General features: G+C 39.0%; 31 protein-coding genes and 1 pseudogene. 23 read left to right on the top strand and 9 right to left on the bottom strand.

Annotation, left to right across the window (positions count from 1 at the left end):
* Position 1: 1 nt before the first annotated feature.
* The 3 genes from thrC to AC1FXP_RS18295 are packed head-to-tail and all read left to right on the top strand — an operon-like array spanning position 2 to position 2,274.
* Positions 2 to 1,066: a threonine synthase gene (thrC, locus tag AC1FXP_RS18285; RefSeq protein WP_034626598.1), complete on the top strand. Its 1,065-nt coding sequence runs from the start codon at positions 2 to 4 to the stop codon at positions 1,064 to 1,066.
* Positions 1,063 to 1,986, top strand: a complete 924-nt coding sequence (gene thrB / locus AC1FXP_RS18290) for a homoserine kinase (RefSeq protein WP_480063432.1) — start codon at positions 1,063 to 1,065, stop codon at positions 1,984 to 1,986. Before thrC ends, thrB begins: the two co-directional genes overlap by 4 nt.
* A 57-nt stretch (positions 1,987 to 2,043) precedes the next feature.
* Entirely contained in the window at positions 2,044 to 2,274 is a 231-nt protein-coding gene (locus tag AC1FXP_RS18295; protein ID WP_250097807.1) for a transcriptional regulator SplA domain-containing protein, read from the top strand.
* Positions 2,275 to 2,579: 305 nt separating this feature from the next.
* Here the strand turns inward: AC1FXP_RS18295 and AC1FXP_RS18300 are convergent, their stop codons facing one another.
* Complete coding sequence (locus tag AC1FXP_RS18300) at positions 2,580 to 2,819, bottom strand: NifU family protein (protein ID WP_034626592.1); 240 nt, start codon at positions 2,817 to 2,819, stop codon at positions 2,580 to 2,582.
* Between the two features lie 181 nt (positions 2,820 to 3,000).
* Between AC1FXP_RS18300 and AC1FXP_RS18305 the strand changes: the two genes are divergently transcribed.
* Complete coding sequence (locus tag AC1FXP_RS18305; protein ID WP_480063494.1) at positions 3,001 to 3,312, top strand: YuzD family protein; 312 nt, start codon at positions 3,001 to 3,003, stop codon at positions 3,310 to 3,312.
* A 54-nt stretch (positions 3,313 to 3,366) separates the two neighbouring features.
* Here the strand turns inward: AC1FXP_RS18305 and AC1FXP_RS18310 are convergent, their stop codons facing one another.
* Complete coding sequence (locus tag AC1FXP_RS18310; protein ID WP_480063495.1) at positions 3,367 to 4,437, bottom strand: NAD(P)/FAD-dependent oxidoreductase; 1,071 nt, start codon at positions 4,435 to 4,437, stop codon at positions 3,367 to 3,369.
* 459 nt (positions 4,438 to 4,896) lie between these two features.
* Positions 4,897 to 5,010, bottom strand: a pseudogene (locus AC1FXP_RS18315) (TetR/AcrR family transcriptional regulator); the annotation flags it as partial.
* A 230-nt stretch (positions 5,011 to 5,240) separates the two neighbouring features.
* On the opposite strand from AC1FXP_RS18315, the gene AC1FXP_RS18320 reads away from it, so the two are divergent.
* The 3 genes from AC1FXP_RS18320 to dapF are packed head-to-tail and all read left to right on the top strand — an operon-like array spanning position 5,241 to position 6,595.
* Entirely contained in the window at positions 5,241 to 5,477 is a 237-nt protein-coding gene (locus AC1FXP_RS18320) for a YuzB family protein (protein ID WP_480063433.1), read from the top strand.
* A 21-nt stretch (positions 5,478 to 5,498) separates the two neighbouring features.
* Entirely contained in the window at positions 5,499 to 5,741 is a 243-nt protein-coding gene (locus AC1FXP_RS18325; RefSeq protein ID WP_250097803.1) for a hypothetical protein, read from the top strand.
* Positions 5,738 to 6,595, top strand: a complete 858-nt coding sequence (gene dapF / locus AC1FXP_RS18330) for a diaminopimelate epimerase (RefSeq protein ID WP_480063434.1) — start codon at positions 5,738 to 5,740, stop codon at positions 6,593 to 6,595. Before AC1FXP_RS18325 ends, dapF begins: the two co-directional genes overlap by 4 nt.
* A 337-nt stretch (positions 6,596 to 6,932) precedes the next feature.
* Here the strand turns inward: dapF and mqnE are convergent, their stop codons facing one another.
* On the bottom strand, positions 6,933 to 8,027 hold the full coding sequence (gene mqnE / locus AC1FXP_RS18335; protein WP_480063435.1) for an aminofutalosine synthase MqnE: 1,095 nt from the start codon (positions 8,025 to 8,027) through the stop codon (positions 6,933 to 6,935).
* A gap of 325 nt (positions 8,028 to 8,352) precedes the next feature.
* Here mqnE and AC1FXP_RS18340 point away from each other — a divergent pair, with 325 nt between their 5' ends.
* The 6 genes from AC1FXP_RS18340 (at position 8,353) to AC1FXP_RS18365 (ending at position 12,258) form a co-directional block, all read left to right on the top strand.
* Entirely contained in the window at positions 8,353 to 8,553 is a 201-nt protein-coding gene (locus tag AC1FXP_RS18340; protein ID WP_480063436.1) for a Spo0E family sporulation regulatory protein-aspartic acid phosphatase, read from the top strand.
* 78 nt (positions 8,554 to 8,631) lie between these two features.
* The gene (locus AC1FXP_RS18345; protein WP_480063437.1) at positions 8,632 to 8,985 is read left to right on the top strand and encodes a HesB/IscA family protein; all 354 of its coding nucleotides are present in this window, start codon (positions 8,632 to 8,634) and stop codon (positions 8,983 to 8,985) included.
* A 314-nt stretch (positions 8,986 to 9,299) separates the two neighbouring features.
* On the top strand, positions 9,300 to 10,514 hold the full coding sequence (locus AC1FXP_RS18350) for an NAD(P)/FAD-dependent oxidoreductase (RefSeq protein WP_480063438.1): 1,215 nt from the start codon (positions 9,300 to 9,302) through the stop codon (positions 10,512 to 10,514).
* A 197-nt stretch (positions 10,515 to 10,711) separates the two neighbouring features.
* Positions 10,712 to 10,831 (top strand): YuiA family protein, encoded by a 120-nt coding sequence (locus AC1FXP_RS18355; RefSeq protein WP_480063439.1) that lies wholly within the window; start codon positions 10,712 to 10,714, stop codon positions 10,829 to 10,831.
* Between the two features lie 212 nt (positions 10,832 to 11,043).
* Positions 11,044 to 11,361 carry a YuiB family protein gene (locus tag AC1FXP_RS18360; protein ID WP_480063440.1) on the top strand — a complete coding sequence of 106 codons (318 nt, stop codon included), beginning with the start codon at positions 11,044 to 11,046 and terminating at the stop codon, positions 11,359 to 11,361.
* 204 nt (positions 11,362 to 11,565) lie between these two features.
* Positions 11,566 to 12,258, top strand: a complete 693-nt coding sequence (locus tag AC1FXP_RS18365; RefSeq protein WP_480063497.1) for a 3D domain-containing protein — start codon at positions 11,566 to 11,568, stop codon at positions 12,256 to 12,258.
* A 64-nt stretch (positions 12,259 to 12,322) separates the two neighbouring features.
* Here the strand turns inward: AC1FXP_RS18365 and AC1FXP_RS18370 are convergent, their stop codons facing one another.
* Together AC1FXP_RS18370 and AC1FXP_RS18375 are read right to left on the bottom strand one after the other, a co-directional pair.
* Positions 12,323 to 13,135, bottom strand: a complete 813-nt coding sequence (locus AC1FXP_RS18370) for a cobalamin-binding protein (RefSeq protein ID WP_480063441.1) — start codon at positions 13,133 to 13,135, stop codon at positions 12,323 to 12,325.
* Between the two features lie 23 nt (positions 13,136 to 13,158).
* Positions 13,159 to 13,635: a divergent PAP2 family protein gene (locus AC1FXP_RS18375; protein WP_332633653.1), complete on the bottom strand. Its 477-nt coding sequence runs from the start codon at positions 13,633 to 13,635 to the stop codon at positions 13,159 to 13,161.
* A gap of 539 nt (positions 13,636 to 14,174) precedes the next feature.
* On the opposite strand from AC1FXP_RS18375, the gene AC1FXP_RS18380 reads away from it, so the two are divergent.
* The 9 genes from AC1FXP_RS18380 to AC1FXP_RS18420 all read left to right on the top strand — a co-directional run bounded on the left by AC1FXP_RS18380 (position 14,175) and on the right by AC1FXP_RS18420 (position 24,220).
* Positions 14,175 to 15,656, top strand: a complete 1,482-nt coding sequence (locus tag AC1FXP_RS18380) for a leucyl aminopeptidase (RefSeq protein WP_480063443.1) — start codon at positions 14,175 to 14,177, stop codon at positions 15,654 to 15,656.
* Positions 15,657 to 16,104: 448 nt separating this feature from the next.
* On the top strand, positions 16,105 to 16,620 hold the full coding sequence (locus AC1FXP_RS18385) for a TRAP transporter small permease (protein WP_480063445.1): 516 nt from the start codon (positions 16,105 to 16,107) through the stop codon (positions 16,618 to 16,620).
* Between the two features lie 55 nt (positions 16,621 to 16,675).
* Complete coding sequence (locus AC1FXP_RS18390) at positions 16,676 to 17,944, top strand: TRAP transporter large permease (RefSeq protein WP_480063447.1); 1,269 nt, start codon at positions 16,676 to 16,678, stop codon at positions 17,942 to 17,944.
* 61 nt (positions 17,945 to 18,005) lie between these two features.
* Complete coding sequence (gene dctP, locus AC1FXP_RS18395) at positions 18,006 to 19,097, top strand: TRAP transporter substrate-binding protein DctP (RefSeq protein WP_480063448.1); 1,092 nt, start codon at positions 18,006 to 18,008, stop codon at positions 19,095 to 19,097.
* Positions 19,098 to 19,260: 163 nt separating this feature from the next.
* The gene (locus AC1FXP_RS18400) at positions 19,261 to 20,058 is read left to right on the top strand and encodes a hypothetical protein (RefSeq protein ID WP_480063449.1); all 798 of its coding nucleotides are present in this window, start codon (positions 19,261 to 19,263) and stop codon (positions 20,056 to 20,058) included.
* A gap of 3 nt (positions 20,059 to 20,061) precedes the next feature.
* Entirely contained in the window at positions 20,062 to 20,448 is a 387-nt protein-coding gene (locus tag AC1FXP_RS18405; RefSeq protein WP_480063451.1) for a GntR family transcriptional regulator, read from the top strand.
* A complete protein-coding gene (locus tag AC1FXP_RS18410; RefSeq protein ID WP_480063453.1) occupies positions 20,441 to 21,127 on the top strand; it encodes an ABC transporter ATP-binding protein in 687 nt (228 codons plus the stop codon). Before AC1FXP_RS18405 ends, AC1FXP_RS18410 begins: the two co-directional genes overlap by 8 nt.
* A gap of 210 nt (positions 21,128 to 21,337) precedes the next feature.
* A complete protein-coding gene (locus tag AC1FXP_RS18415; protein ID WP_480063455.1) occupies positions 21,338 to 22,657 on the top strand; it encodes a Na+/H+ antiporter family protein in 1,320 nt (439 codons plus the stop codon).
* A 966-nt stretch (positions 22,658 to 23,623) separates the two neighbouring features.
* Positions 23,624 to 24,220, top strand: a complete 597-nt coding sequence (locus tag AC1FXP_RS18420) for a hypothetical protein (protein ID WP_480063457.1) — start codon at positions 23,624 to 23,626, stop codon at positions 24,218 to 24,220.
* Positions 24,221 to 24,326: 106 nt separating this feature from the next.
* On the opposite strand, the gene AC1FXP_RS18425 is transcribed toward AC1FXP_RS18420, so the two are convergent.
* On the bottom strand, positions 24,327 to 24,929 hold the full coding sequence (locus AC1FXP_RS18425) for a biotin transporter BioY (RefSeq protein WP_480063459.1): 603 nt from the start codon (positions 24,927 to 24,929) through the stop codon (positions 24,327 to 24,329).
* A 166-nt stretch (positions 24,930 to 25,095) separates the two neighbouring features.
* On the opposite strand from AC1FXP_RS18425, the gene AC1FXP_RS18430 reads away from it, so the two are divergent.
* Positions 25,096 to 25,530 (top strand): RDD family protein, encoded by a 435-nt coding sequence (locus AC1FXP_RS18430; protein ID WP_480063461.1) that lies wholly within the window; start codon positions 25,096 to 25,098, stop codon positions 25,528 to 25,530.
* Between the two features lie 82 nt (positions 25,531 to 25,612).
* On the opposite strand, the gene AC1FXP_RS18435 is transcribed toward AC1FXP_RS18430, so the two are convergent.
* Both AC1FXP_RS18435 and AC1FXP_RS18440 read right to left on the bottom strand, forming a co-directional pair.
* Entirely contained in the window at positions 25,613 to 25,885 is a 273-nt protein-coding gene (locus tag AC1FXP_RS18435; RefSeq protein WP_250097782.1) for an HU family DNA-binding protein, read from the bottom strand.
* Positions 25,886 to 25,986: 101 nt separating this feature from the next.
* Positions 25,987 to 26,820 carry a YihY/virulence factor BrkB family protein gene (locus AC1FXP_RS18440; RefSeq protein WP_480063463.1) on the bottom strand — a complete coding sequence of 278 codons (834 nt, stop codon included), beginning with the start codon at positions 26,818 to 26,820 and terminating at the stop codon, positions 25,987 to 25,989.
* Positions 26,821 to 26,851: the final 31 nt, after the last annotated feature.

Raw genomic sequence — 26,851 nt, forward strand, 5'->3', positions numbered from 1 at the left:
AATGAGTCGTTGGAAAGGGTTAATTCAAGAATATAAGGAATACTTGCCTGTTACAGAGGAGACACCTCTACTCACATTACATGAAGGAAATACACCACTTATTGAGTTAGAACAGCTATCAAAAGAGTGGGGAGTAAATGTTTATGTTAAATATGAGGGGCTAAACCCGACTGGTTCGTTCAAAGATCGTGGAATGGTCATGGCAGTTGCAAAGGCGAAGGAAGAGGGAAGCAAAGCGATCATTTGTGCCTCAACTGGAAATACGTCAGCGGCTGCTGCTGCGTACGGAGCGAGAGCAGGACTTAGATGTATCGTTGTTATCCCAGAAGGCAAAATTGCGCTAGGGAAGCTTGCTCAGGCAGTTATGTACGGTGCTGAGGTATTAGAAATCAAAGGGAACTTTGATAACGCTCTTGATATTGTCCGTGAGATTAGCAAACAAGAGCCAATTACACTTGTAAATTCAGTAAATCCGTACCGAATTGAAGGGCAGAAAACAGCTGCATTTGAAATTGTTGATGCACTTGGTAAAGCACCAGATGTTTTAGCTATCCCGGTAGGAAATGCTGGTAACATCACAGCTTACTGGAAAGGGTTTAAAGAGTATCATGAGAAAAAAGGAACGGGCTTACCTGAGATGCGTGGTTTTGAAGCAGAAGGTGCAGCTGCGATCGTTCAAAATAAAGTAATTGAAGAGCCTGAAACAATTGCAACGGCAATTCGTATTGGAAACCCAGCAAGCTGGGATAAAGCAGTTGCAGCAAAAGAGGAATCAAATGGAGCAATTGACTTTGTCACAGATGAGGAAATTTTAGAAGCGTACCAACTACTAGCTAAAACAGAAGGGGTATTTGCTGAACCAGCTTCTTGTGCGTCTATTGCAGGATTGAAAAAGCAACTTGATTCAGGAGAAATCAAAAAAGGATCAACAGTTGTATGTGTATTAACAGGAAATGGCTTAAAAGATCCAAACACGGCAATTGATACAGTAACAGTGAAACCAACAGTCTTACCAAATGATAAAGAAGCGTTTCTTGCTCACCTTAAAGGTGGTGTGATGTCATGAGCCAACAACCATTTGTCATAACGGTTCCTGGTAGCTCAGCAAACTTAGGACCCGGTTTTGACTCAGTGGGGCTCGCAGTAAACCGCTATTTGACACTTGAAGTTCGGCCGTCAGATAAATGGTTGTTCGAATCATCATCTGTTGAATTACAAGGAATTGAAGAGGGAGAAGACAATCTCATTTATCAAGTTGCTGCACATGTTGCAAAAGAGATTGGGAAAAAACTTCTTCCTTGTCATGTGAACATGACAAGTGATATTCCGTTAGCACGTGGTCTTGGAAGTAGTGCAGCAGCCATTGTTGCAGGGATTGAATTAGCAAATCAATTAACAGGTGAATCGCTTTCTGTACGTGAAAAAGTTCGTTTCGCTAGTCTGTGGGAAGGACACCCGGATAACGTAGCTGCATCGGTTTATGGAGGACTCGTAATTGGGACTCATACAGAAGACAGCACACATGTGTTATACGGTGGCGTTCCTGAAGTTGATCTCGTCTTACTCGTTCCTTCAGAGGAATTAAAAACAAAAAAAGCGCGCGGAGTCTTGCCAGCTGAACTTACTTATAAACAAGCGGTTCGAGCAAGCAGTGTTGCCAATGTCCTTGTAGCGGCAATCCTACAAGGGGATTGGGAATTAGCTGGAAAGATGATGAGCGAAGATTTATTTCACCATCCATATCGTGGAGAATTAGTGCCACATCTTCAGGAAGTAATCAAGGTAGTACGTGAAGAAACAGCAGCTTACGGAGCTGCTCTAAGTGGGGCAGGTCCGACGATGCTTTGTTTGGCACCACTTCATCGCGGTGAGGAAATTCAAAAAAAATTACAGCGTCATTTCCCAGATTTTGAAGTAGCTTTATTAAGACCAGCAAAAGAAGGAGTTCTAGTAAAAAAGGAATCCAAACAGGAAACATCGGCTTGATAAATAGTTGAATAGGGAACAAGTATGGCGGGCAAACCAAAAAAAAGGAGGCCCGCTATGCTTGATATTCAGCAACTTGAAGAGGGACAACAAGTTTACATTATTTATCGAAATCCACACACACAAACAGTATCAAATGTTCAAGAAGCGACGATTGCTAGAGATCCTATGGATCCAAGCAGATTATCATTGTTGCTATTTGACTTTTACCATCCTATAGAGGAAGACGATGCCATTTTTGCTTCTTATGAGGAAGCTGAATCGTTGTTTGAGGAGTTTTATATGTGAGGGGTTTTTATGTTTCAATCCTTTGTCAGAACTCATGAAGAGTTTAAAGATAAAAAAGCTAAGATTTCTGCCAGAAGTCTTAGCTTTTTTTAAAGGGATGTTTTCGTAAATTGTTGCTGTGAAGCAATGTGTTTTCTCGTAGTGATATGGAGCGGAAGTCACTCGACACCTCCCCGCGGAAAGCGAGTGGCTGGAGCGCAATGGAACGAACATGTGAAGAACACGTAACCCACATAAAAACAACAACCTTTACGAAAAAAGCCTTGTAAAAAGAAGAACCGCCCGACATTGTCGGGCGGTAACTATTAAAAGACTTGCTCAATTTCCTTTACTCCAGGCACTTCTTCAAGAAGAGCGCGCTCGATACCTGCTTTTAGTGTGATCGTTGAACTTGGGCATGAGCCACAAGCGCCAAGAAGACGAACCTTCACAATTCCATCTTCTACATCTACGAGCTCAACGTCTCCACCATCACGTAGCAAGAAAGGACGGAGCTTATCTAATACTTCACTAACTTGTTCAACCATTTCAGTACTTGTTGACATATCAAAACAACTCCTTTCTACTACCTATTATAATGGTGTTTATAAAAAAAATCCATGATTCTGCTTGAATTTACGCAGATGAACAGGTGAAATAATGGAAGGAGAAGAAAAAAGAGTGAAACTGTCGTATAATGATTCCATACATAACATGAACGTAAAAAGGGTGGGGTGCGATTTGAAAATGACGGTTTATGGAGCAGAGGAAAAGTGTGCGAGTTGTATTCATCTTCCTACTGCCAAAGAGACGATGGAGTGGTTGGAAGCAGCTATCACAAGAAAATATCCTCACATAGCTATTGATTTTGAGTATGTCGACATTGAAGAGCCTACAAATGATGAGAACCACAAATATTATGCGGAAGCCATTAAAGAGGACGAATTTTTTTACCCTTTAGTTGTACTTGAGGGAGAGGTTGTAGCAGAAGGAAATCCGAAGCTGAAAGATATTCATGCTAAAATTAATGAATTAAGCCGTGGTAATTCTGAAAAATAGGGTAATCAAAGACGAGCAACGACACGCCGTGTCGTTGCTCGTCTTTTTGAAATATTAAGAACCTGAATGGTATTTATACATCCAAAGAACGCCGCTCTTTAAAACACGTGGCACTCGACCAAGCAATGTGCGTTCGCCCATTAAACCAAATCCATGTTTTTTTCCAAGTGAGCCTAACACGCCTTTTAATTTAATTTGAGGTAATTCTTCAGGAAGTGGTTCTCCGTCCCACTGCTTTTTCAAAATCGTGACAATTTGTTCTGCCTGCCCCTCAGCAAGCTGAGCGCTTGGTGCATGAGGGAGACTAGCACAGTCGCCTACAACAAATACATCTTCATCTGTTGGTAAGAAGTGTTGTGGTGTTAAAATCACTCTACCTTGTTTATCTTTTTCAACATCTAAATTACGAACCACTTCAACCGGCTGTACCCCTGCAGTCCAGATGATCGCATCACATTTAATCGGTTCGTCATGATTATAAAGAATGCCTTCTTCGACTTTTGTAATATTTGATTTATTAATCACATCAACGCCGTGATCGATAAACCAGTTTTGAACATACGTACTTAATTTTCGTGGGAACATAGACAAGATGATTTCGCCACGGTCGAACAATTTAATCGTTAAATCAGGACGACTTTCTCTTAATTCGCTAGCTAGTTCAACCCCACTCAACCCTGCACCGACAATTGATACAATCCCATTAGGGCGTACGTTATTTAACGTTTCATATGTTCTGCGCGTTTTATCCATCGTTTGAATGCTATGAGTGTATTCGGCTGCACCTGGAACGTTATGATACTTATCTTCACAGCCTAAACCAATAATTAATTTATCGTAAGGAACTAAATCACCATTATCAAGCTCAACCATTTTTTCATCTAAGTTCACATTTGTTATCGTTCCGTATTTGATTTGGAGCCTTGCATCTTCAGGAAAGCTGACACGGAGGTGATGATCGGCTGCTGTTCCTGCTGCTAACGCGTAATACTCTGTTTTTAGACAGTGATAAGGCAAGCGGTCAATTAAAGTAATTTCAACATCTTCAGGCAGTCCTTCAGGTAAAAGGCGTTGAAGAATGCGCATCCCACCATAACCGGCACCTAAGATTACGAGTTTTTTCATAAACGAATGTCCCCTTTTTTCAATAATTGCTTCAAGACTGGCTTCGACCAAAGTCATTACGTTTTCAAGCAAACGGGTCTTAGTTGGTTCTGATGCAAAATTTTGAATGCCATGCGAAATTAAACTGTGAATGATATGTGACCATGTTTCAATAGAAGCACTTGAGTTAATGTCCCCTCGTGATTTTGCATCTTGTAAAAGTTCATTCCAGTGCGTAAAAAGAAGCGTTTGTTCCTTAAGAACGTGATTCCACATTTCGATGGTTAGCGCAGGATATCGATCATAGTCAGTTAATATAAATTGTAAATACGAACGTAATCGAATCGCTAGTGGCCGATTTCTTAAATGCGTTTGTTTAATATGTGGCATAACTGCTAAAAGCAAATCGTTGGCAAGTGATTGCATAATAGAGTCTTTTGTTGGAAAATAATTAAAAAAAGTTCCCTTTGCTACTTTTGCTGCTTTTGTAATTTCTTGTACAGTTGTTCGGGAATATCCTTTTTCACGAAACAAAGTTAATGCAGCTTCTTCTATCCGCGCTTTAGTCTGTTCTTTTTTCGCTCGTTCGTTCATTTTTCTTCTCCTCACCAAAAGTGACCTTGGTCAGTTTTGATTATAACGATAAATATATAAAAAAACAACAAATTTATGACTTTTTTAAAAGCGTTTTCAAGCTTGTCTTTACAGTACTCATTTTTTCAATTTGATAAACTCAATAAATCCTTAGAAAATAACGGCCTGGCAATTGACTTCTTTTCATTGCGAGAGTAGCATAAAGAGGTAGATTGAAGAGGTGAGAGCAAATGCGTCCAATTATAGAGTTTTGTCTTAGTAACTTAGCAAGTGGATCTCAAAAAGCCATGGAAGAATTAGAAAAAGATCCTAATTTAGATATTATCGAGTATGGTTGTCTTAGTAGTTGTGGAAATTGTGCAAGAGAGCTATATGCTCTTGTAAATGGTGAATATGTTTCTGGTGAGACGACAGAAGAGTTAGTTGAAAATATATATACGCATCTAGAAGAAAACCCAATGTTTTAATATAGAAAGGATGTGTGACAGATGGATGTCATTCCTTTTGTAAATACGTGGCCATACGAACGCCTTTATGATGATATTTATTTACAATCTTGTCCCTTTTGTCACACGGAGAACGTGTTAACAAATATGAAGAAGTCCGATTTTAAGAGGGCGGAAGAAGGAATTAAAACGATCTTGATCTTACCATGCTGTAATGGCAAGCTAACCATTTTAGAAGCAGATCAAGATTATTTCTGGACGGATAAGCAGTTAAGAAGGGATTGACGAGCATGCATTTTACGAAGATGCACGGGTTAGGAAATAGTTATATTTATGTAGATTTGTTTAAACAAACGCTTGTTGAAGACAAGCTAGCGCCGCTTGCTGTTGAAATAGCTGATAAAAACAAAGGGATTGGTTCGGATGGAATGATCCTCGTTTGTCCTTCTGAAGTTGCTCCTGTGAAGATGCGTGTATTTAACAATGATGGCTCCGAAGCAAAGAATTGCGGCAATGGTTTACGTTGTGTCGCAAAATTTGCTTATGAACATGGCTATGTGAAAGAAGAGACTTTTCAAATTGAAACATTGGGTGGGCTAGTGGAGGCGACTGTTCATATAACGGAGGGCAAAGTCAAAACGGTTACGATAGATATGGGAAAGCCTATTCTTTCAAGACAGTTGATTCCGATGTTAGGAGAAGACCAAGATGAAGTAGTAGCAGAAGCTTTTCGAATTGAGCATGAAACGTTTCAAGTAACGGCCGTTTCTATGGGCAATCCACATGCTGTCCTGTTTGTCGAGGATATTAATAATGCACCAGTTGAAACCATTGGACCGAAAATGGAAAAGGATGAACGTTTTCCAGAATGGGTGAATGTTGAGTTTGTTGAAGTAGTATCTGAGAAAGAACTTCATTTTCGTGTATGGGAAAGAGGTTCTGGAATTACTCAGGCATGCGGAACAGGAGCTTGTGCGGCTGTTGTCGCTGCGATCTTAAATGGACATGCCGAAAAAGGGAATGAAGTGACGGTTCACCTTCTTGGTGGAGACTTAGGAATTACATGGCTTGAGAATGGTCATGTTTTAATGACCGGTGCAGCTGAAGTGATTTGTGAAGGTGTTTTTGAACGTAAATAACTTGATCAAATGTTTGTTTAACTATCTTAAACAAATGTTTGTTTAATGAGGAAACAAGCTAGGATGGACTGCCTAGCTTGTTTTGCATTTTATTACTGGCAAGAAATTCAAAGGGGAGAGGACATCATCGGGGGTATGAAGTCCAAAACGTGTTTGAAATCCAAGAGTAACAGTCTTCATCGAAGTTATAAAGACCAATATTAAGGTAAATAAAGAAAACAGTCTTTCATCTGCAATGAAAGACTGTTTTTCTTTGAATTAATGGGAATCACCTGTGGATGGAGAACCACTATCATCTGTAATTTGCACTCCGTAGGAACTCCCCCTCAAGGAACTCCTAGTAAGTTTTCACCACATTATAAAATGTATCTCGTTCAACTGGTGTTTTACCAGCGCTCTTAATAAGGTAAACAAGCTCTTCACGCGTAATACCTTGTGACGTTAATGCGCCAACTGCGTGGGAAATTCGTTCTTCAATTAACGTTCCGTGAATGTCACTAGAACCAAACGTAAGCGCCATTTGTGTTAATTGAACTCCAATGTTAATCCAATATGCTTTAATATGATCAAAGTTATCGAGCATTAATCGACTGATTGCAAGTGTACGCATATCATCATAAGCTGTTGTACGACGCTTAATTCCAGCATTAATGCTACGAGGCTGCATCGCAAGCGGAATGAATACCATATAACCATTTGTGCGGTCTTGGAGCTGGCGCAAACGGTCCATATGGATCAGCCGTTCTTCTTTCGTTTCAATGGAACCATAAAGCATAGTTGCATGTGTTTTTAATCCTAGGTTGTGAGCAATCTCGTGAGCTTCTAACCACTGGTCTGTCGATGCTTTATCTGGGCTCATTTTTAAACGGTAGCGCTCAGTTAAAATTTCTGCTCCACCTCCTGGTAGTGTATCAAGACCTGCTTTAATTAGCTCTTCTAATACTTCTTTCATAGATAAACCAGAAATACGAGAGAAAAACTCAATTTCGGCACCTGTGTATGCTTTTACGGTAACTTGTGGGTAGTGCTTTTTTAATGTTCGAATAGTATTTAAGTAATAGTCAAAAGGTACTTCGTGATTATGTCCGCCGACAATATGGAACTCGCGAATGTTATCATTCCATCTTTTTTCCACATATTCTAACAATGCGTCACTGTCCATCGTATAAGCGCCCTCATCCCCAGGCTTACGTTTGAATCCACAGAAACCGCAGCTAGCTTCACAAACATTTGTAGGGTTAATGTACATATTTTCAATAAAATAAACATTATCCCCGTTTTTTTTCTGATTTACTTGATTGGCTAATTGAGCAATTCCTAATAAATCAGGACTTTCAAATAAATAAAGGCCATCCTCAATTGTCAGACGTTCGCCGTGGTTCACCTTTTCGGCAATTGATTGTAATTTTGTATCCGTTAAAATTATTCCCATCCGTACTTGTCCTCCATTTCTTCATTAAACCGTAACAAAATTCCTAAAATCATTCATTTTTTTTGAAGGAATATGCTTGTTTTTATAGAAATATATTTAGTAAGTGATTAAGATCTTTCGTGTTTGCCTACTATTATACTATCAGAATAGGCTTAATGAAAGAAATAGAGTCGTTTTGGTATATACAGGGTATTTCTAAATTTGGAAAAAATGTGAATACATACTTTTTTACTATTTGGTCTTGCACAGATTTCCACTTACTTGGTAAAATTGATTTATGAAGTGTGCAGATAAATAGAAGTTGTAAATGGGGGGGATGGTGGAGATGAACAAAGTATTGAAACAAGACGCCTGTATGGAAAAAATAGAAGAACTCCGTAACAAGATGGTTGCTGCAGCAGGACAATACGGATTGAGTCATCCTATCGTTCTGCATTATAGTCAGGAGTTAGATCGTGCACATAACAAAGTGATTTTATTAGAAATGACAGGAACGAAAGAATGGGAAAGTTCCTTATCCTTCTAAAAAATTGGGTGAGCACGTACCTTGAGGTAATAAGTATTAACGGTTATACTAATCGTAACAGCGATTAGGAGGGGTGTCATGATTACAATAACAGATGCAGCAGTAAGCCAAATTAAAGACATGATGGAAGCTGAAGGTGATCAAAGCTTAATGCTTCGTATCGGTGTAAAAGGTGGCGGCTGTAGTGGTCTATCTTATGGAATGGGTTTTGATACAGAAAAGCATGAAGAGGATACATTGCTTAATATAAATGGGCTCTCTGTTTTAGTTGATAAGGAAAGTGAACCAATCGTCAAAGGGCTTGTTGTTGATTACAAGCAAAACATGATGGGTGGCGGGTTTACAATTGATAATCCCAATGCTATTGCTTCGTGTGGATGTGGTTCATCATTTAGAACAGCAACGAATGCAGGGACACCTGAAGATTGCTAATGATTAAAGATCTTCTTACTTTTTGTAAGAAGATCTTTTTTTGAGAAAAAACGAAATGCTGAATGCATAAGTTTTTTCGCTTTCGCTTACATTAATAGCGAGTAAAAGAAAAGTGAGTAAAAGGACAAGAAAAAGAATAATTATTTTTAAAAGTAGTTGAAAAATACGTCGAAAAAACATATTATTAAAGGTGGGTTTTGTGACTTTTTTACGAAATTTATTATTAATAACTAGCTATTATTCTATACTTATTCGTGAAAAGAATCACAATGTTGTTTTTCGGGGGAAAATATAGAAGAAAAATTATTTAGAAGATGGAAGTGATGAAATTGAAAAAGCCAAATATCGTTATTCTTGGCGCTGGTTATGCTGGAATGATCACAGCATCACGTCTTACAAAGCAACTAGGCCATAATGAAGCAAACATTACTTTAGTTAACAAGCATGACTATCACTATCAAACAACTTGGTTACATGAACCAGCTGCTGGTACGCTATCTCCAGAACGTACACGTATGCCTATCAACAGTGTGCTTGATCTTAACAAAATTAAATTTGTTAAAGACAGTGTTGTAGAAATTAAGCGTGAAGAAAAGAGAGTCGTACTTGAAAACGGTGAACTTGAATTCGATTACCTCGTAGTTGGACTAGGTTCTGAAGCGGAAACATTTGGTGTTCCAGGTGTTTATGAACACGCATTCAGTAAGTGGACAGTAAACGGTGCTCGTGAAGTGAAAGAACATATTGAGTACATGTTTGCAAAGTATAACAATACTCCTGAGCCGCAGGACGAGCTATTAACATTTATCGTAGCTGGTGCTGGTTTTACAGGTATTGAGTTCATTGGTGAATTATCAGAGCGCTTACCTGAACTTTGTGCACATTACGATGTCCCTAAAGAAAAAGTGAAAATGTACGTAATCGAAGCTGCTCCTTCTGCTTTGCCAGGGTTCGATCCTGAATTAGTGGAATATGCGATGAACTTACTTGAGAGCCGTGGTGTGGAATTCAAGATTAACTGCCCGATCAAAGAAGTGACTGAATCAGGCGTAACACTTGCTAGTGGCGATGAGATTAAAGCAGGAACGGTTGTCTGGGCTACTGGAGTTCGTGGAAGCTCTGTCATTGAGAAATCAGGCTTTGAAGCAATGCGCGGACGTATTAAAGTTGATTTAGACTTACGTGCTCCAGGTCACGAAAACATTTTTGTTATTGGTGACTGTGCTCTAATGATTAATGAAGAAATCAATCGTCCTTACCCGCCAACTGCTCAAATTGCTATGCAAATGGCTGAAGTTTGTGCAAGTAACATCAAAGCTCTTATGAAAGGCGACTCACTTAAACAATTTAAGCCTGATATCAAAGGAACAGTTGCATCTCTTGGTGGGAAAGAAGCTATCGGTGTAGTTGGGACTAGAAAGTTATTCGGTACATCTGCTAACTTTATGAAAAAGATGATCGATAACCGTTATTTATTCCTTTTAGGTGGACCTGCCCTCGTGTTAAAACGTGGAAAGAACCCAATGTAATAAGGCAAAAAAAGCGAATGCGGAATTGCATTCGTTTTTTTGTGTATGAAAAAGTAAGAATAGTTGAAAAATATATAGCAAGAGTGTGTTGTTTGCGCTTACATTACATCGTGAGATAATGTAACGAGGTTTTAATATTGTAAAGATTCTGATAATATTTCTTTAATAGGCTAAACTATCAACAGGGGGGAAAAGTGATGAAGAATTCGTCTACACAAACAGCTACAGAACAATGTCCTTATTGTGAAGGAACAGGGTATTTTCAACTTCTCCTTGGTGGGAGTGAAACATGCAATAAGTGTAATGGAGAAGGGTAAGAGCAACAAGCGTAGGCGTGACGGAATGGTCTTTAGTTGCTTTTAAAAAAAGATATCAAAATCATTAAGTTACTCATTTTTTATAGAGTGTGAATAATTGCTTGTAATGGCAAGAACATAATTTTTGTTTTTGCCACAAAGATGTCAATACATTGAGTTGACTTCAAACCCCAGTGTTCAGTAAACTTAAAAAGGACATGGGGGTGCAAGCTATGAATTTGCCGCAATTATTAATATCAATGGTCCTATTTCTGATATTATTTTTTGGGATAGGATTTCTGTTAAATATGATTTTACGTTCTACGTGGGTAATGGCCTTTATCTATCCAATTATTGTAATTTTAATTGTTGATAACGTTAGTTTCTTCGAATATTTTACAGCACCGCTTACATCATTGTCGATGTTAGGATCTGATTTACTCGCACTACATTTTGTCGATATTTTAGTCTTAACAAGTGGATTTATTGGTGCAATCATTGCTGGAATAGTCATAAAGATGTTACGTGTAAGAGGATATCAAATGTTTTAAAAGGCAATCTCAAAGGTCTAAGATCGGACCTTTGAGATTGCTTTTTTTATTTCTAGATTATTTCCGGCGGGGGCAGAACTCTCTTTAATGCTATATATTATTAAAATGTTTCGTTTTCTGAAATGTTCATCCAATTTGTTTGTATAAGTTTCAACTTCTCTGGGGATCCTGAATTCAAGAGAGGAGTGAAATTTTGTGGTAAGCATGATAGCAGTTGGTCGCAGAGTATTAATGAGCGGCCTATTTGTAGCAGCGTTGTTTACAACATTTCAAACTTTTTCTGGTGTTAGTGCTGCTGAATTACAACATTGGATGATGAATAACTTGGAAAATGAACGTGAAGAGCTACTACATACAGCTAGGAACAATGGATTCAAAGGTACGGCGCTTAGAGCAAGGTCATTGCCAGCTGTAAAAACTGAAGAACAATCGATGTCACAAGACGTTGTTGAGTCAGAGCCTGTTTCTTTAGAGGAAGCCATTGATTGGTCTCAATATCCTTCACATACCGTTGTGGCAACAGGTTATACGGCAGGCTATGAGTCGACAGGCAAAAACCCCGGAGATCCTAGTTACGGCATTACGTTTTCTGGGGTACAAGTGAAGCGTGACGTTTACTCCACAATTGCAGCAGACCCAAATGTGTATCCGATTGGTACGGTTTTGTTCATCCCAGGATATGGTTATGGAGTAGTGGCTGATACCGGATCTGCAATAAAAGGAAATCGAATTGATTTATATTATGAAACGGTAAATGATGTTTTCAATCAATGGGGCAAGCAAGAAGTTGAAGTGTTTGTCGTGAAAACTGGTGATGGAAATCTGTCTGAAGAAGAGTTTAAAAAATTGAATGATGATGAAGCTGTCCAAGTGTTTCGTAATCAAATGTTTGATTAAACAATTTAGCAAAATGACGTGTTAACTGATTGTAGTTCAACACGTCATTTTTTATCATCCGTACTTAGTCAACCTCGAGCAAGGGGTCAAGTTCGTCATCTAGTGGCATCACAGTAGGGTGCAAAATGGCTGCTAGCTTCTTAAGGCCTAACAAAAGACGAGGAGAAGGTCGGCAGTATAACGGCTCTTCTAAGACATGCACTTGATTTGTTTGAAGAGCATGCAAGCTTGGCCAATCGGGCCGTTTCCAAAGTAGCTCTGGCTTTACTTTATCTGTCTGAACGCCGACCCAGGCTAAACAAATATGGTCAGGTTTGTGATGGGCCACATCAGACCAATCAGTTTGTATACTAGCTTTGTCTACATCGTGATATATATTTTCCCCTCCAGCCAACATACTAATTTCGGTTAACCAATTTTTTCCTCCTGGAGTGAATACAGGTTTAGGCCACCATTCCCAATATAGGCTACAACGCTCGACTTGCATTGTCCTTTCTTGATATGTATGTATAAAGCTTTCGTACTTGTGAACAACTTTTTGTGCTTTTTCTTCTTTGTTCGTTCGTCTACCCAAATCGAGAAGATTATTTTTAATATCCTGTAGTGAGTTCGGGTTATACACAACATGAGGAATGCCTCTTTCTTGTAATTGTTCAACATTCCGTTCCATTCCAGGAACACTAAGTGAAGCAAGCACAAGGTCTGGTTTCAATGCTTCTACTTCATCGATTCGAATGGAAAGATCAGGTCCTAATCTTGGTAAGTTGTTGATTTCTTTTGGCCAATCTGAGTAATCATCAACACCAACTAAATTTGGTGTTAGGCCTAAGTAAGCAACGAGCTCCGTATTGCTTGGACATATTGAAATAAGTCTCATTTATTTACTCCCTTCTCGTAGTGTTAGTGAATGATTACATGTAACGTTAATGTAAGGAAAATGCCAAGTAGTGCACCGAAAAAAACTTCGATTGGTTGATGGCCGAGTAGCTCTTTTAATTCTTTTCTTTTTTCTGTTTCTTCTTTTTGAGGCCACGATTTCACTTCGGCGACCAGTTTATTAAAATCAGTAACAAGTTGGTTAATGACAGTTGCGTGATAACCAGCATGACGCCTTACACCAGTTGCATCAAACATGACAATGATGCCAAAAACAGCGGCGATAGCAAAGACGGAAGAATCCAAACCAAATTCAAGAGCAATAGCTGTGGACAAAGCCGTAACAGCAGCTGAGTGTGAACTTGGCATTCCGCCTGTACTTGTTAATAGGGACCATTCCCATTTCCTCGTTGCTATAAAAGCAAGTGGAACTTTTACAAATTGAGCAAATCCAATGGCAAACAATGCTGCCCATAACGGGAAGTTGTGAAAAATTTCCATGAATACGTCCTTTCCTGTAAAACAATTGAGATACTTAGTTTTTATTCCTTGCAGTGGTCATTATTAAACTTTTTATAGTTTTCTTTAAAAATAAAAGCTGTTTTCGCATACTTTGTTGTTTTTTATGGCTTACGTGTTTTTCACATGTTCGTTCCATTGCGCTCCAGTCACTCGCACCCGCAAGGAGGTGCCGAGCCTCCTCGGCTGTGCCTGTGGGGTCTCGCCCCTACCTCTGCATCCCGCAGGAGTCGAGTGACTTCCGCTCCATTTCACTACGAGGAAAACTATTTCAACAATCTTAACGAAAACAGCCAAATAAAATTAATATTAAAAGCCAAAAATATCATGAACGTGACCATAGATATGAGGCTAATTTTAGAGGAGATTGCGTTTCTCATTATATCATAAAAAGAGATTTAGTTAGGTTTAGTGTTCGTTAATAGATCACATTTTATTGACGTGTTATCATTTCGTTTGTCGAAATAAGTGAAGAAGAGATGTATAATAAATTACGAGATACTAAATAAGGAGTGATTTAGGTGTTTAAAACTTTACCGGTGTTTCAAAGTGAAAAAAAGCATAATGTACTTGTACTAGGAATTTTTGAGGAAGTAGCACTTCATCCCGAAGTAGAAAAGGTCGACAACGAGCTTCATAAGCAAATTTCAAAGCTTAAAAAAATGAAGAAAGCAAAACATGGTGAAAGAACAATTCTTTATACAATGGATAACATGAATTCTGAGACAGTTTATGTAGTAGGACTTGGGAAAAAAGAAGATTCAACGACTGAATCGGTTCGTGAAGTAATAGCTAGTGCTAGTCAGCAATTGAAAAGGGACAAGATTAAAACGGTCGCTTTCCTAGTTGAAAGTTTTGTAAGTGTATCAGTAGATAAAAATGATGCAGCTGTCTTAATCGGTGAGGCTCTTGCCCTGGGTACGTATACCGTATTAGATTATAAGGAAAAAACAAATGAAGTCGATGTGAACTTAGAAGAAGTCGTTTTATATGGAGAAGAGGTTGACCTAAAAGAAGCTGTACAAGTTGGTTATACATATGGGCAAGGCGCTAATCGGGCTCGTAAGCTTGTGAATACACCAGGAAACTTGATGACACCGACAGATTTGGCGGAAGAAGCAGTTGCATTAGCAAAAAAACATGGATTTGAGTATGAAATTCTTGAACGTGAAGAAATGGAAAAACTAGGAATGGGAGCGTTACTTGCGGTAGCAGCGGGGAGTGACCAGCCTCCTAAAATGATTGTCCTAAAATATAGCGGCAACTCTAGTTCAGATGAGATCATCGGTTTAGTAGGAAAAGGCTTAACATTTGATTCAGGTGGTATCTCAATCAAGCCACGTGAAAATATGCATCAAATGAAAATGGATATGGGGGGAGCCGCAGCTGTTCTTGGAGCGATGGACATTATCGGTACGGTGAAACCAAGGGTCAACGTCTTAGCTGTTATTCCATCTTCAGAAAACCTATTAAATGGTTCAGCACTAAAACCAGGTGATGTCATAACTTCGTTAAGCGGCAAGACGATTGAAGTTCGTAATACTGATGCAGAAGGACGTTTAATTTTAGCTGATGGAATTACATATGCGAAACAGCTAGGTGCAACATCACTCATTGATGTAGCGACACTTACTGGAGCGGTTATTATTGCTCTTGGTGATTGCACAACAGGAGCTGTTACGAATAATGAAGAGTTAATGGAGGAAGTATTAGAAGCATCCGTTGAAACAGGAGAGTGGATCTGGCGTCTGCCAAACTACGCTCCATACAAAAAAATGCTCAAAACAAGTGATGTTGCAGATTTAAATAATGCACCAGGACGCCCAGCAGGAAGTATTACAGCTGGTTTGTTTATTGGTGAATTTGCTGAAGAAACACCTTGGGTACATCTTGACATTGCAGGAACGGCGTGGCAATCAAAAGCTTCTAACCTTGGACCTTTAGGTGGCACAGGAGCAATGGCAAGAACGCTTGCGCAAGTTGTAATTAACAAAGAAGACTGATACAAAAGCCCTATTAACTCGTTTTAGTAAGTGAAACGTCATATGAACGATGTGTTTTGAAGTGTAGAAATAGGATGAAAGGTCTAATGAAAAATAGGAACCAACTTTTTCAATAGCCAGAAATGGTTTCTCACATTGAGAGTTTGCTATGAGTATTCCACTTATAGCAGGCTTTTTTAGTATCGCAACAGCCATGCATGAGCCTTTTGGTTAGGTCTTTCTTCTTATAAGAGTGGAGCATTTTAGAATATACAAGCGCTGTTTAGAGGATTAGGCTATAAGAGTGTTGTTAGCTAGGTAGATGCTCAAATATGCAAATATAGGAAAGAACAAGCGTACATATCACGTTTGAGATGGGAAGTTTCTTCCAGTATGATTATGGTACTTGGTGTTTTTGAACTATTTAGTTTAACTTGATAATTCTTTAAAAAAGGAGGGAGAACACTCATTGAAAGCATTGCGAACGTTAGACCGATGGGTTGTCAAAATGGAAGAGCTAATCTTAAGCTATTCGATTATCTTAATCGCCATCATGGTTGTAGGCAATGTATTAAGCCGAGCTATTTTAGGCTCTAGCTGGGCGTTTCACCAAGAAGTTAGTCGCTTGGCTGTAACTGTTGCAACCTTTATTGGAATTAGTTATGCAGCCAGAAAAGGTAGGCATATCAGTATGACGGCTTTTTATGATATAGCTCCATTTCGCATTCGAAAATTGCTTGCCATTATCATTCCAGCGGTAACCTCAGTGGTCCTTTTTACTTTCTCTGTGTTTGCCTATGGCTATTTTATGTCGCTCGTTGATTCTGGTCGAGTTACATCTGCCATGCAAGTACCAGTATACTTCTTTGCGATTTTCGTTTTCATCGGCTTGGTACTTGGAGGTATCCAATTTTTACGAAATATGTGGGTAAATATTAGAGAAAAGGAAGTCTACTTGGCTCAAGAAAAGAAAGACTATTCGTAATATCGTAAACATCTCTTAAGCTAAGAAACTATACAAAGACTGCGAGGAATTGAGAATGATAGCAACTATGTTAGCTATAATGTTTGGCCTGCTGTTATTAGGATTTCCAATGATGGTTCCAATGATGGTTGCATCCATTGTGCTTGTATTTTTCTTTTTACCTAACGTAAACACGATGTTTATCGTTCAACAGATGATGGAGGGGATATCATCTTATGTTCTACTAGCGGTTCCGCTGTTTATCTTTGCAGCCGACATTATGTCTACGGGAAAAACATCGAAACGGCTATTAGATTTTGTTGGTGCATTTATTGGGCATCTGCGTGGAGGCTATGCAATTACAACTGCGGCTGCCTGTACACTTTTCGGTTCCATATCAGGCTCAACTCAAGCAACGGTTGTCGCCATTGGAACACCGATGCGTAAACGGCTTTTATCTGTAGGGTACAAGGACTCAAGTGCGATTGCGCTGATTATTAACGCGAGTGACATAGCTCTATTAATCCCGCCAAGTATTGGGATGATTATTTATGGGCTGGCTGCACCGAGTGTATCCGTAGGGGACCTGTTTATAGCAGGGATTGGACCAGGGTTACTAATATTTGGAATGTTCGCAATATACAGTTATATCCATGCGAGAATCTATAAGATTCCATTAGCTGAGAAATACACATGGAAAGAACGATGGCGCGTTACGGTAAAAGCCTTATTTCCTTTAGGTTTTCCAGCAATTATTGTAGGTGGGATTTACTTTGGTTATTTCAGTCCTACAGAGGCTGCAGGGATATCTGTCCTTTATGCATTAATACTAGAGCTTTTCATTTTTCGAACCATTAAACTACCAGATATACCAAAAATCGCTCTTTCAACAGGCTTAGTGACCTCAGCTGTTTTCATTTTAGTGGCAGCGGGTCAAGCATTTTCGTGGCTGATCTCTTATGCGAGAGTACCGAGAATGCTAACGGAGGCGGTACTTGGACCAGATCCATCAGCATTATATGTTCTAGTGATCGTAGCCCTTTTCTTCTTTATTGGTTGTATGTTTGTCGATCCAATTGTTGTCATTTTAATTTTGACACCGATTTTTTATCCAGCAGCAACAGCAGCTGGGGTCGATCCCATTCATTTAGGGGTTGTAATTGTATTCCAGGCAGCGTTAGGATCTGCTACTCCACCATTTGGGGTTGATATATTTACCGCAAGTGCTGTGTTTAATAAATCATATTTGGATGTCATTAAAGGAACACCACCGTATATTGTGATGCTACTTATTGCATCCGTACTTATTATACTATTTGAGGAAATCTCACTTTTCTTGCTGTAAAGTGAGCGTAAGAGATTTTCTTGAAAATAGATTTCTATATTAAAAAAACAGGGGGTATTTGATGTTTTTTAAGAAAAGAGGATGGAAAACATTTGCAGTAGCAGGAGCTTTATCTTTGGCACTGGCTGCTTGTGGAAGTGATGAAACAGGAACAGATGATGGTGCTACAGATGATGGTACTGCTGTTGAAACACAGGAAACGTATGAGTGGCGCTTTGCAACAGAAGAAGAGCCAGGTCAAGTTCAATATGAATATGCAAGTGAATTTGCCGATTTAATTAATGAAAAGTCTGATGGACAAATAAATATTGATGTATATGCATTTGGGGAGCTTCCTGGTAGTGAAGTAGACCAGGTTGAGCAGTTACAAGATGGATTGCTTGAATTTGCGATTGTTTCTCCAGGATTTACGGGTACGATGGTAGCGGAAGGTCAGGTATTTGCTCTACAATTCCTTTTCCCAGATGATCAAGAACTAACTCAAGAAATTCTTAATACAAGTGAAGCGCTACATAAACATTTAGCTGGTATGTATGAAGCTCATAACATTAAGCCGTTAGCATTTTTCACTGAAGGTGCGATGCAGTGGACAGGAAGTAGCGAATTACGTACACCTGCAGACTTCGAAGGTTTTAAAATGCGTACACAAGAATCCCCATTAATTATGGAGTCTTACGCAGCATATGGTGCTGAGCCGACTCCGATGACTTGGGCTGAATTATATCACTCCCTTGATCGAGGCACGGTTGACGGTCAAGAAAATCCAATCTTCTTCATTGAAGCTGCATCATTCCATGAAGTACAAGATTATATGACGATTTCTAACCACAATAATTATGTAGCAATGACAACGGTTAACCCAGATTTTTACAATGGCTTACCAGATGACATTCGTGCATTAATTGATGAAACAGTTGAAGAAATGCAACCACGTGTATTCGAAATGCAAGCAGAAATGAACGAATCGCATTTAGATGTGATTATTAATGATACTGATAATGCAACAGAGGTAATCGAGTTAACAGAAGAAGAGCGTGAAGCGTTCCGTGAGCTAGCATTGCCAGTTCGTGACTTCTTCCGCGATGAAGTTGTCGGTGACGAAGGTCGCGAAATGCTAGAATTGCTTGAAGAAGAAATTGCAGCACATCAATAAATAAGTAAACGAAAAGACTGTTGAACTCAACAGTCTTTTTTTGGTTGGTTTAACTTGCTAAATGACCTCGAAATTAGGCATTCATACCATTGACTGTATCTTTGTATTAGTGTACTATTTGATTAATACAGTAATATTATGTACATTTAAGGAGGTCTCAAATATGAATGTTTGGGTAAGTTTATTAAAAAAAGAGATAAGATTAGGGATGTCAGCTTTTTTAGGGCCGATTATTGCATTTTTGATTTCACTGGTCATTGCAGCATATTTTGGTTCTCGTTATGACTTTACATGGGAAGCCATTATGGCGGTGGCTCTTTTTGCAACAGGGTTTCAAGTGTTCTATTTAATTTATTACATGTTAAATAGTTTACATGTAGAAAAGAAAAAGTTACACCTGTGGCTTCACAGTACGATGCCGGGATATGGTCTTCTTTTAGCTAAACTGGTAGCTGGATTAGTATCGATGTTCATCACATTGGCGATTACAGGAGCGACCCTACTTATGGCGATAAACCAGTCTGTGCATATTTCTGAACAGTTAAATACCATTAATATCATGAATGCAGGGATGGTCGGAGGAACCCACGTAGTTTTACTTGCAGTAAGCTTTGGAGTTTTTGCTATTTTTTATTGGATGATTTTTTTGTTGTGTAATCGATATATGGGATCTTTTTTAAGCTTTCTAGCGACAATTGTCTTTTTCATTTTAACTTCTTTTGTCTATAGCTGGTTTAAACATACAGCTGTATATGGTGTGTTAACAAAATGGGGAGAGATTCACCTTACAGGAATTGCTGAGGGCATTAACATTACAACGAATTTAGAAACAGGAACAGAAGTTGTAACAGATATAGGCAATCTTAGTTTTTACTTAGGTACTTACTTATTTGAGTCGTTTGTGGTTGTCGCCTTATTTGCTGCATCCTGTTGGATGCTAGATCGAAAAGTAGAGGTGTAAGATATGACAGATATGTTCCAATCATCACAACCGATATACAGCCAACTTGCTGAAAGAATAAAAAAACAAATTTTGCGTGGAGAGTTAAAACCCGGTGACAAGCTTCCATCAGTTCGAGAGATGGGGATTCAAGCAAGCGTAAATCCAAATACCGTACAACGGACTTACCGGGAGTTAGAGGGGATGAAGATTGTGGAAACAAAGCGAGGTCAAGGAACGTTTGTTACTGAGAATGAGCGAACATTACAAGAAATGAGAGAGCAGCTTAAGGAAGTTGAAATTTCAGCGTTTGTAAAAGGCATGCATGAAATGGGATATGTTGATGATGAAATCGAAGCTGGTCTTAAAGCTTATTTGAAAAACGGCAAGGTGGTGGAGTTCGATGATTAAACTGCACGAAGTGACCAAGAGGTTTATTAATAAAATTGCGCTTAAGGATGTTGATCTTGAATTAACAAAAGGGAAAATCATAGGTCTTGTTGGAGAAAACGGTAGTGGGAAATCAACAACATTAAAATTAATTGCAGGTCTTTCTCACCCAACAAAAGGCTCTATAACTGTTAATGGGAAAAAGATTAGTCGGATTGCAAATCAAGTGTCGTATCTCTCGGAGTTAGATGAATATTATAATTTTTATAATGTAGGCCAAACCATTGATTTCTACGCATCGCAGTTTCCCGATTTCAATATAGAAAAGGCGGAGGAAATTCGTACATTCATGAATTTGGACCGTGGAGCAAAGCTTAAGCATCTTTCCAAAGGGAATCGAGGACGATTAAAAATTGTATTAACCCTTTCAAGAGATGTGCCGGTTATTTTAATGGATGAACCACTTTCTGGCCTTGATCCAATGGTACGAGATTCTATTGTAAAAGGTTTGATTTCCTTTATTGATTTGGAACGTCAAGTCGTGTTAATTACGACACATGAAATTAGAGAAATTGAAGCCATACTTGATGAAGTTGTTTTGATTAAAAATGGGAAGGTCCTTGGTCATAAGAACGTAGAACAACTTCGTCTAGAAGAGAATATGGGAATCGTTGATTGGATGAAAAAGATTTCTGGATAGTTTCGCAACCTAAAAGAATAAATTTTTTCAACCCTCGTTTGCTTTTGAGCTCACTATTTTAGTGGGCTTGTTTGTTGTGGTTGTTATTAATAGATACTTTACCTCTTTATTAAACAAAAGACTGCCCATTGACAATATAGTAATATAGTGATAGTTTAGTTGGGTGCTTTAATATATTAGTGGTTTAGCAAAGTAAAGGATTTGAGGAAAATGAATGCAGTTCTAATAGCAGTTCTTGTTATGTTAATACTTAGTCTAGTCCGTGTCCATGTCGTCATAGCACTTGCAATTGGAGCGTTAACCGGAGGACTACTTGGAGGCTTAGGTTTTTCACAGACGATTGATGTGTTTACTGACGGTTTAGGTGGAAGTGCAACGGTAGCTCTTAGTTATGCACTCCTAGGGGCGTTTGCTGTCGCGATCGCTCGTACCGGTTTACCGGATGTCATGGTTGCATGGGTGATCAAGCTTGTTGGACGAAATGAAGATTCAAGAAAAAAAGCTCTTTCAAAAGCACTGATTTTCTTTTTATTAGCGGTCGTTTCTTGTTTTTCTCAAAATGTCGTACCAATTCACATCGCCTTTATTCCAATTTTAATTCCACCAATTTTAAAAATCTTAAATGAATTAGGAGTAGACCGACGTGCAATTGCAACAATTTTAACGTTTGGATTAACAGCACCATATATCTTTTTACCGTATGGGTTCGGCCTGATTTTCCATGGAATCGTTGCAGATAACATGGAGGAAAATGGCTTAGTTATTGCTCTATCTGATATTCCGAAGGCGATGGCGTTACCTACGTTAGGCCTTGTTGTAGGATTACTCATTGCCATTTTTATAACATATCGAAAAAGCAGGCAGTATGAGGATCGTCCTATTGTAGGAGCGCCTGTAAATCAACAAGTTTTTACAAAGTGGTCTGTCATTGCTGCACTTATCGCAATTGTTGCCACTCTGATTGTACAGCAGCTTTCCGATTCAATGATCATCGCGGCTCTTGCTGGTCTTGTTGTACTCCTTGTAAGTGGTTCATTGAAGTGGAAGGAAGCAGATAATGTCGTTACAGAAGGAATGAAGATGATGGCATTTATCTCTTTTGTCATGCTTGCAGCTTCAGGATTTGCAGCTGTCATCCGTGAAACAGGTCATGTAGAGTTACTTGTGACACAAGCAGCGAATATTGTCGGAGAAAGTCAAGCCGCTGCAGCATTATTAATGCTTGTCATAGGTTTGTTTATTACGATGGGGATTGGATCCTCTTTTGCAACGATTCCAATTATTGCTACATTGTTTGTCCCTCTTGGACTAGCTGCTGGATTTTCACCAATAGCAATTATTGCTCTAATTGGTACAGCGGGAGCGCTAGGAGATGCTGGAGCCCCAGCATCAGATAGTACTCTAGGACCATCAGCAGGATTAAACGCAGATGGCCAGCACAATCATATATGGGATACATGCGTACCAACATTTTTACACTTCAACATACCACTATTCATCTTCGGCTGGATCGCCGCAATGATGCTATAGAGTTCAAAGAAAAAGGGCGGTTTTCCCTTTTTCTTTGAACTCGAAGCATTGAGCGGAGCCGCTGCCAATGTTTTAAGCCTAAAGGAGCGCTTTTCTCCTTTAGGCGCGCAGCGAGTGAAGCCAATGCAAACGAGGACCGCACTTTTTAAGGAAGGGCGGTTTTCCCTTTTTCTTTGAACTCGAAGCATTGAGCGGAGCCGTCGTAAAGGTTTTAAGCCTAAAGGAGCGGTCTTCTCCTTTAGGCGCACGACGAGTGAAGCCAATGCAAACGAGGACCGCACTTATAAGGAAGGGCGGTTTTCCCTTTTTCTTTGAACTCGAAGCATTGAGCGGAGCCGCTGCCAATGTTTTAAGCCTAAAGGAGCGCTTTTCTCCTTTAGGCGCGCAGCGAGTGAAGCCAATGCAAACGAGGACCGCACTTTTTAAGGAAGGGCGGTTTTCCCTTTTTCTTTAAAATCGAAGCATTGAGCGAAGCTGCTGCCAATGTTTTAAGCCTAAAGGAGCGCTCTTCTCCTTTAGGCGCGCAGCGAGTGAAGCCAATGCAAACGAGGACCGCACTTTTTAAGGAAGGGCGGTTTTCCCTTTTTCTTTAAAATCGAAGCATTGAGCGAAGCCGCTGCCAATGTTTTAAGCCTAAAGGAGCGCTTTTCTCCTTTAGGCGCGCAGCGAGTGAAGCCAATGCAAACGAGGACCGTTCTTTTTAGAAAACTGTTTTCGTAAAGATTTTTGCTGTGAAGAAACATTTTTCTCGTAGTGAAATGGAGTGGCTGGAGCGCAATGGAACGAACATTTGGAAAACAAGTACCCCATAAAAACAACAAAGTATGCGAAAATAGCCTTTTAGAAAAAGGGCTGTTTTTCCCTTTATGTAATCTTAGAAAAGATTAAACTTTTTTAGCAAAATGAAACTTTTTACCATCTTTCTTCGTCTAATTTAGTATAGAAGAAAGAGGCGGGGTAAAAGAAATGAAGAGGTCAATTGCTATTCTCATATTTATTTGTTTATTCGTAACAGCCTGTCATAAAGATACGGTTAATCAAGATGAGGTTTTGTCTATATTCGACGAATTTCTAGAACATGTCCATGAGTTATTTGCGTATCATACATATGATGATCAATCGTATTATAACGAAAAGTATCATACAGAAGATGAGATTCGGAAGTTGTTAGGAAGATATATGACTGATACTGGAATGGAACAATTGTTAGATGATATTTATGTTCAGCATAATGAGCGGTATGTGTATCAAGAAGAATTGCAGTCTTACTTGGGCAGTGAAGAGCACATGGATTCATCTTATTATGAAGTAACGAGACAAACGGTTTTTAACCCAGGTTTACGGATGATAATGAGTGATGATATACAAATTTATGAAGCTGAAGGGAAAATTGAACTTAGAGCAGAGCATGTGCCGATTCAATTTTATGCTGAGGATAATTTGTATGGTCACAGTCAATTTGGTGAGCTTGGCTATCCTTCTATCGATTATTTAACGTTATACGTATCAATGGTGAAAGATGAGGGTACATATCGAATTAAGCGGATTGAAGTAAAATCATAATAAAGTAAAACGACGAAGACGCTAGGGATATATAGAGGCAATGAAAGTGGAGCTTTCATTGCTCTCATAATAATGCCCTAGCGTCTTCATGTTTGGATGCATTCTTTTAAGCAACTTGATTTGGTAATGAGTTGCGTCCACGTCTTTTGTTCACGGTATGATAAATACGAGAGGAAAGTACAGCAGCAAAGAAAGTTAAAATAATATCTTTGACAGCAGGTGCAGCCATCCAAGCCCAGACTACTTGATAGCTCACTGCCTCAAGGCCTGCTAAAAATTGAAAAGCAAAGTACATATAATGAGTACCGACTACATAGTTAATAATAAGACCGACAAAACAAGCTACCATAAAAATTGTAATTTTCTTTTTCTTGCTTTTCTCGATAATAAGTCCAGTTATGAAAGCAACCAGGATATAGGAAAGTAGAAAGCCAAAGGTTGGACTAATGAACGTCCGCAAGCCACCCGAAAACTGTGCAAAAACAGGGAAGCCGACAAGACCTACAAGCAAGTAGACAATCATGGCAAGTGAGCCCATTCGGCTGCCGAGAAGAGCACCTGCTAAGATGGCAAAAAGTGTTTGCAATGTGATAGGAACAGATCCAATAACAAGAAAGGATGTTAAATTAGCACCAATAGCCATTAATGCTGCAAACATGGCAACAAGTACAAGATCAACTGTATGTATTTTTGGTTTAATCGACGACACTTGTTCACCTCGTGTGTTTAAGTAGTTAACATTAGAATAATAAGGGGAGGGAGTATTGTCAACATTTATTTGTCTTCGGTTAACAAAAGTAATGTGTGTACATTATCATTGTAAAATGTCTATAATATAGACAGAGTGTTTTGAGAGTAGAGGGAGGTTTTTTCTTATGGTTGAACGTCCTGCTGGATTTTGGGTTCGTGTAGGGGCGAGTATTCTTGATGTCATCGTTGTTTCAGGGACGATTTTTATTCTAGCGGCACTTTTTGGGTTAACCCAAAATACAAGAGAAATTGTAGATGGAATAGGAAATTTACTGTATTCATTGCTTCTTCCTGTATTGTGGTATGGCTATACGGTTGGAAAACGATTGTTAGGAATTCGAATCGTTAAATTAGATGGAAGTAATGTTGGATTTGGTACGATGCTATTGCGAGTCGTCGTTGCTGGGTTTGTTTATGCCATTACGTTAATGATAGCTTTTATTGTTAGTGCGTTTATGGTAGCCTTTCGGAAAGACAAAAGAAGTATTCACGATATGATAGCCAAAACGTATGTTACGTACGAGAAGCCGGCTGAATCCAATCCGTATCAGGAATCTTAAAAAATAGCCTAAAAAGGTCTGATCTAGAACGGTTGCACAAGATCAGACCTTTTTCTTTTTGTTCTACCATCACATGGCATGTTTATTTCACTGATTCTTTTAATTGCTTTCCTGCTTTGAATGCTGGTGTTTTTGTTGCGGCAATATCAATTTCCTCACCTGTTTGTGGGTTACGTCCTTTTCTAGCCGCTCTTTCGCGAACCTCAAAGTTTCCAAAACCAATGAGTTGGACTGTTTCCCCTTTTGACAATGACTCCTCAATTAAATCAAATACTGCATTGACAGCGCTTCCGGCATCTTTTTTGGATAGTTGTGTACGTTCAGCAACAGCTTGTACAAGTTCCGTTTTATTCATTCCCTGTCATCTCCTCGTTCATTTAAATTCACTGTGCATTCTGATACCATCATCTCCAAAAATGAAAATTATATACATTTTTTTTGAGATAATTTCTTTTCCTAGTGCATATTGCTGTTTTTATATTTTTTTTGTAAGTAAAGAGTGGCGTTAATCTCACCGCCAATAACGAGACTGACTCCCGTTAGAAAGAACCAAAGCATAAGGATGATAACCCCGCCAAGACTACCATAGGTTGCCGTGAAATTTCCAAAATTACTTACATACGTGGCAAATAAAGCTGAGATGACTTGCCAACAAACCGTTGCAGATACAGCTCCTATAATAACTTGCTTAAAAGTTAGCTTCACGTTTGGAGCAATGGAGTAGACAATCATAAGCACAAACGTCATCAAGCCAATTCCGATAATCCAACGTAATGAATTCAAGATTTGAGCTGTTTCATGAGGGAGAAAGAAATATTCCTCGAGCGCGTGAATAATTACATTACCAAAGACAGGCATTAACAGAGTGACTAAAATAACGGCAATCATAGCAACGGTTAACAAAATGGAAAGAATTCGAAGCTTAACAAAGTTTCTTGTCTCTTCAATATTATATGAACGATTGACAGCGCGCACTAAGGCATTTACCCCGTTAGAAGCCGACCAAATTGTTGCTAGTACCCCGAAGGAAACGAGTCCTCCTTGAGGCTCGCTAATGACTTCTAAAATCGTTGTTGAAAAGAGTTCATCAAGTCCTTCAGGGACGTAGTCATTAATAAATGAATAGATTGTATCAAGGTCAAAATGAAAATATGGAATAAGAGCTAATAAAAAAATCAGCAAAGGAAAAATAGAGAGCATAAAATAGTAAGCCAATGTGGCAGACCAATCTGGAATAGGGTCGGTTTTTAGTTTGTGAAAAAATAGGGAATAAAAAGAGTTTTTCTGCATCTTCTTCTCCTTTAAAATGGTTTTATTTTGT

The organism is Halalkalibacter sp. HAAS-P013, assembly GCF_056619925.1.

Excerpts from the sequence above, each read along its gene's own strand:
- thrC (WP_034626598.1), top strand. The coding sequence starts at position 2 with ATGAGTCGTTGGAAAGGGTTAATTCAAGAATATAAGGAATACTTGCCT.
- AC1FXP_RS18320 (WP_480063433.1), top strand. The coding sequence starts at position 5,241 with ATGCGTCCAATTATAGAGTTTTGTCTTAGTAACTTAGCAAGTGGATCT.
- AC1FXP_RS18295 (WP_250097807.1), top strand. The coding sequence starts at position 2,044 with ATGCTTGATATTCAGCAACTTGAAGAGGGACAACAAGTTTACATTATT.
- AC1FXP_RS18415 (WP_480063455.1), top strand. The coding sequence starts at position 21,338 with ATGAATGCAGTTCTAATAGCAGTTCTTGTTATGTTAATACTTAGTCTA.
- dctP (WP_480063448.1), top strand. The coding sequence starts at position 18,006 with ATGTTTTTTAAGAAAAGAGGATGGAAAACATTTGCAGTAGCAGGAGCT.
- AC1FXP_RS18355 (WP_480063439.1), top strand. The coding sequence starts at position 10,712 with ATGAAGAATTCGTCTACACAAACAGCTACAGAACAATGTCCTTATTGT.
- AC1FXP_RS18410 (WP_480063453.1), top strand. The coding sequence starts at position 20,441 with ATGATTAAACTGCACGAAGTGACCAAGAGGTTTATTAATAAAATTGCG.
- AC1FXP_RS18405 (WP_480063451.1), top strand. The coding sequence starts at position 20,062 with ATGACAGATATGTTCCAATCATCACAACCGATATACAGCCAACTTGCT.
- AC1FXP_RS18390 (WP_480063447.1), top strand. The coding sequence starts at position 16,676 with ATGATAGCAACTATGTTAGCTATAATGTTTGGCCTGCTGTTATTAGGA.
- AC1FXP_RS18435 (WP_250097782.1), bottom strand. The coding sequence starts at position 25,885 with ATGAATAAAACGGAACTTGTACAAGCTGTTGCTGAACGTACACAACTA.
- AC1FXP_RS18430 (WP_480063461.1), top strand. The coding sequence starts at position 25,096 with ATGGTTGAACGTCCTGCTGGATTTTGGGTTCGTGTAGGGGCGAGTATT.
- AC1FXP_RS18305 (WP_480063494.1), top strand. The coding sequence starts at position 3,001 with ATGACGGTTTATGGAGCAGAGGAAAAGTGTGCGAGTTGTATTCATCTT.
- AC1FXP_RS18300 (WP_034626592.1), bottom strand. The coding sequence starts at position 2,819 with ATGTCAACAAGTACTGAAATGGTTGAACAAGTTAGTGAAGTATTAGAT.
- AC1FXP_RS18340 (WP_480063436.1), top strand. The coding sequence starts at position 8,353 with ATGAACAAAGTATTGAAACAAGACGCCTGTATGGAAAAAATAGAAGAA.
- AC1FXP_RS18370 (WP_480063441.1), bottom strand. The coding sequence starts at position 13,135 with ATGAGACTTATTTCAATATGTCCAAGCAATACGGAGCTCGTTGCTTAC.
- AC1FXP_RS18400 (WP_480063449.1), top strand. The coding sequence starts at position 19,261 with ATGAATGTTTGGGTAAGTTTATTAAAAAAAGAGATAAGATTAGGGATG.
- thrB (WP_480063432.1), top strand. The coding sequence starts at position 1,063 with ATGAGCCAACAACCATTTGTCATAACGGTTCCTGGTAGCTCAGCAAAC.
- AC1FXP_RS18420 (WP_480063457.1), top strand. The coding sequence starts at position 23,624 with ATGAAGAGGTCAATTGCTATTCTCATATTTATTTGTTTATTCGTAACA.
- AC1FXP_RS18350 (WP_480063438.1), top strand. The coding sequence starts at position 9,300 with ATGGAAGTGATGAAATTGAAAAAGCCAAATATCGTTATTCTTGGCGCT.
- AC1FXP_RS18325 (WP_250097803.1), top strand. The coding sequence starts at position 5,499 with ATGGATGTCATTCCTTTTGTAAATACGTGGCCATACGAACGCCTTTAT.
- mqnE (WP_480063435.1), bottom strand. The coding sequence starts at position 8,027 with ATGGGAATAATTTTAACGGATACAAAATTACAATCAATTGCCGAAAAG.
- AC1FXP_RS18375 (WP_332633653.1), bottom strand. The coding sequence starts at position 13,635 with ATGGAAATTTTTCACAACTTCCCGTTATGGGCAGCATTGTTTGCCATT.
- AC1FXP_RS18310 (WP_480063495.1), bottom strand. The coding sequence starts at position 4,437 with ATGAAAAAACTCGTAATCTTAGGTGCCGGTTATGGTGGGATGCGCATT.
- AC1FXP_RS18440 (WP_480063463.1), bottom strand. The coding sequence starts at position 26,820 with ATGCAGAAAAACTCTTTTTATTCCCTATTTTTTCACAAACTAAAAACC.
- AC1FXP_RS18365 (WP_480063497.1), top strand. The coding sequence starts at position 11,566 with ATGATAGCAGTTGGTCGCAGAGTATTAATGAGCGGCCTATTTGTAGCA.
- AC1FXP_RS18360 (WP_480063440.1), top strand. The coding sequence starts at position 11,044 with ATGAATTTGCCGCAATTATTAATATCAATGGTCCTATTTCTGATATTA.
- AC1FXP_RS18345 (WP_480063437.1), top strand. The coding sequence starts at position 8,632 with ATGATTACAATAACAGATGCAGCAGTAAGCCAAATTAAAGACATGATG.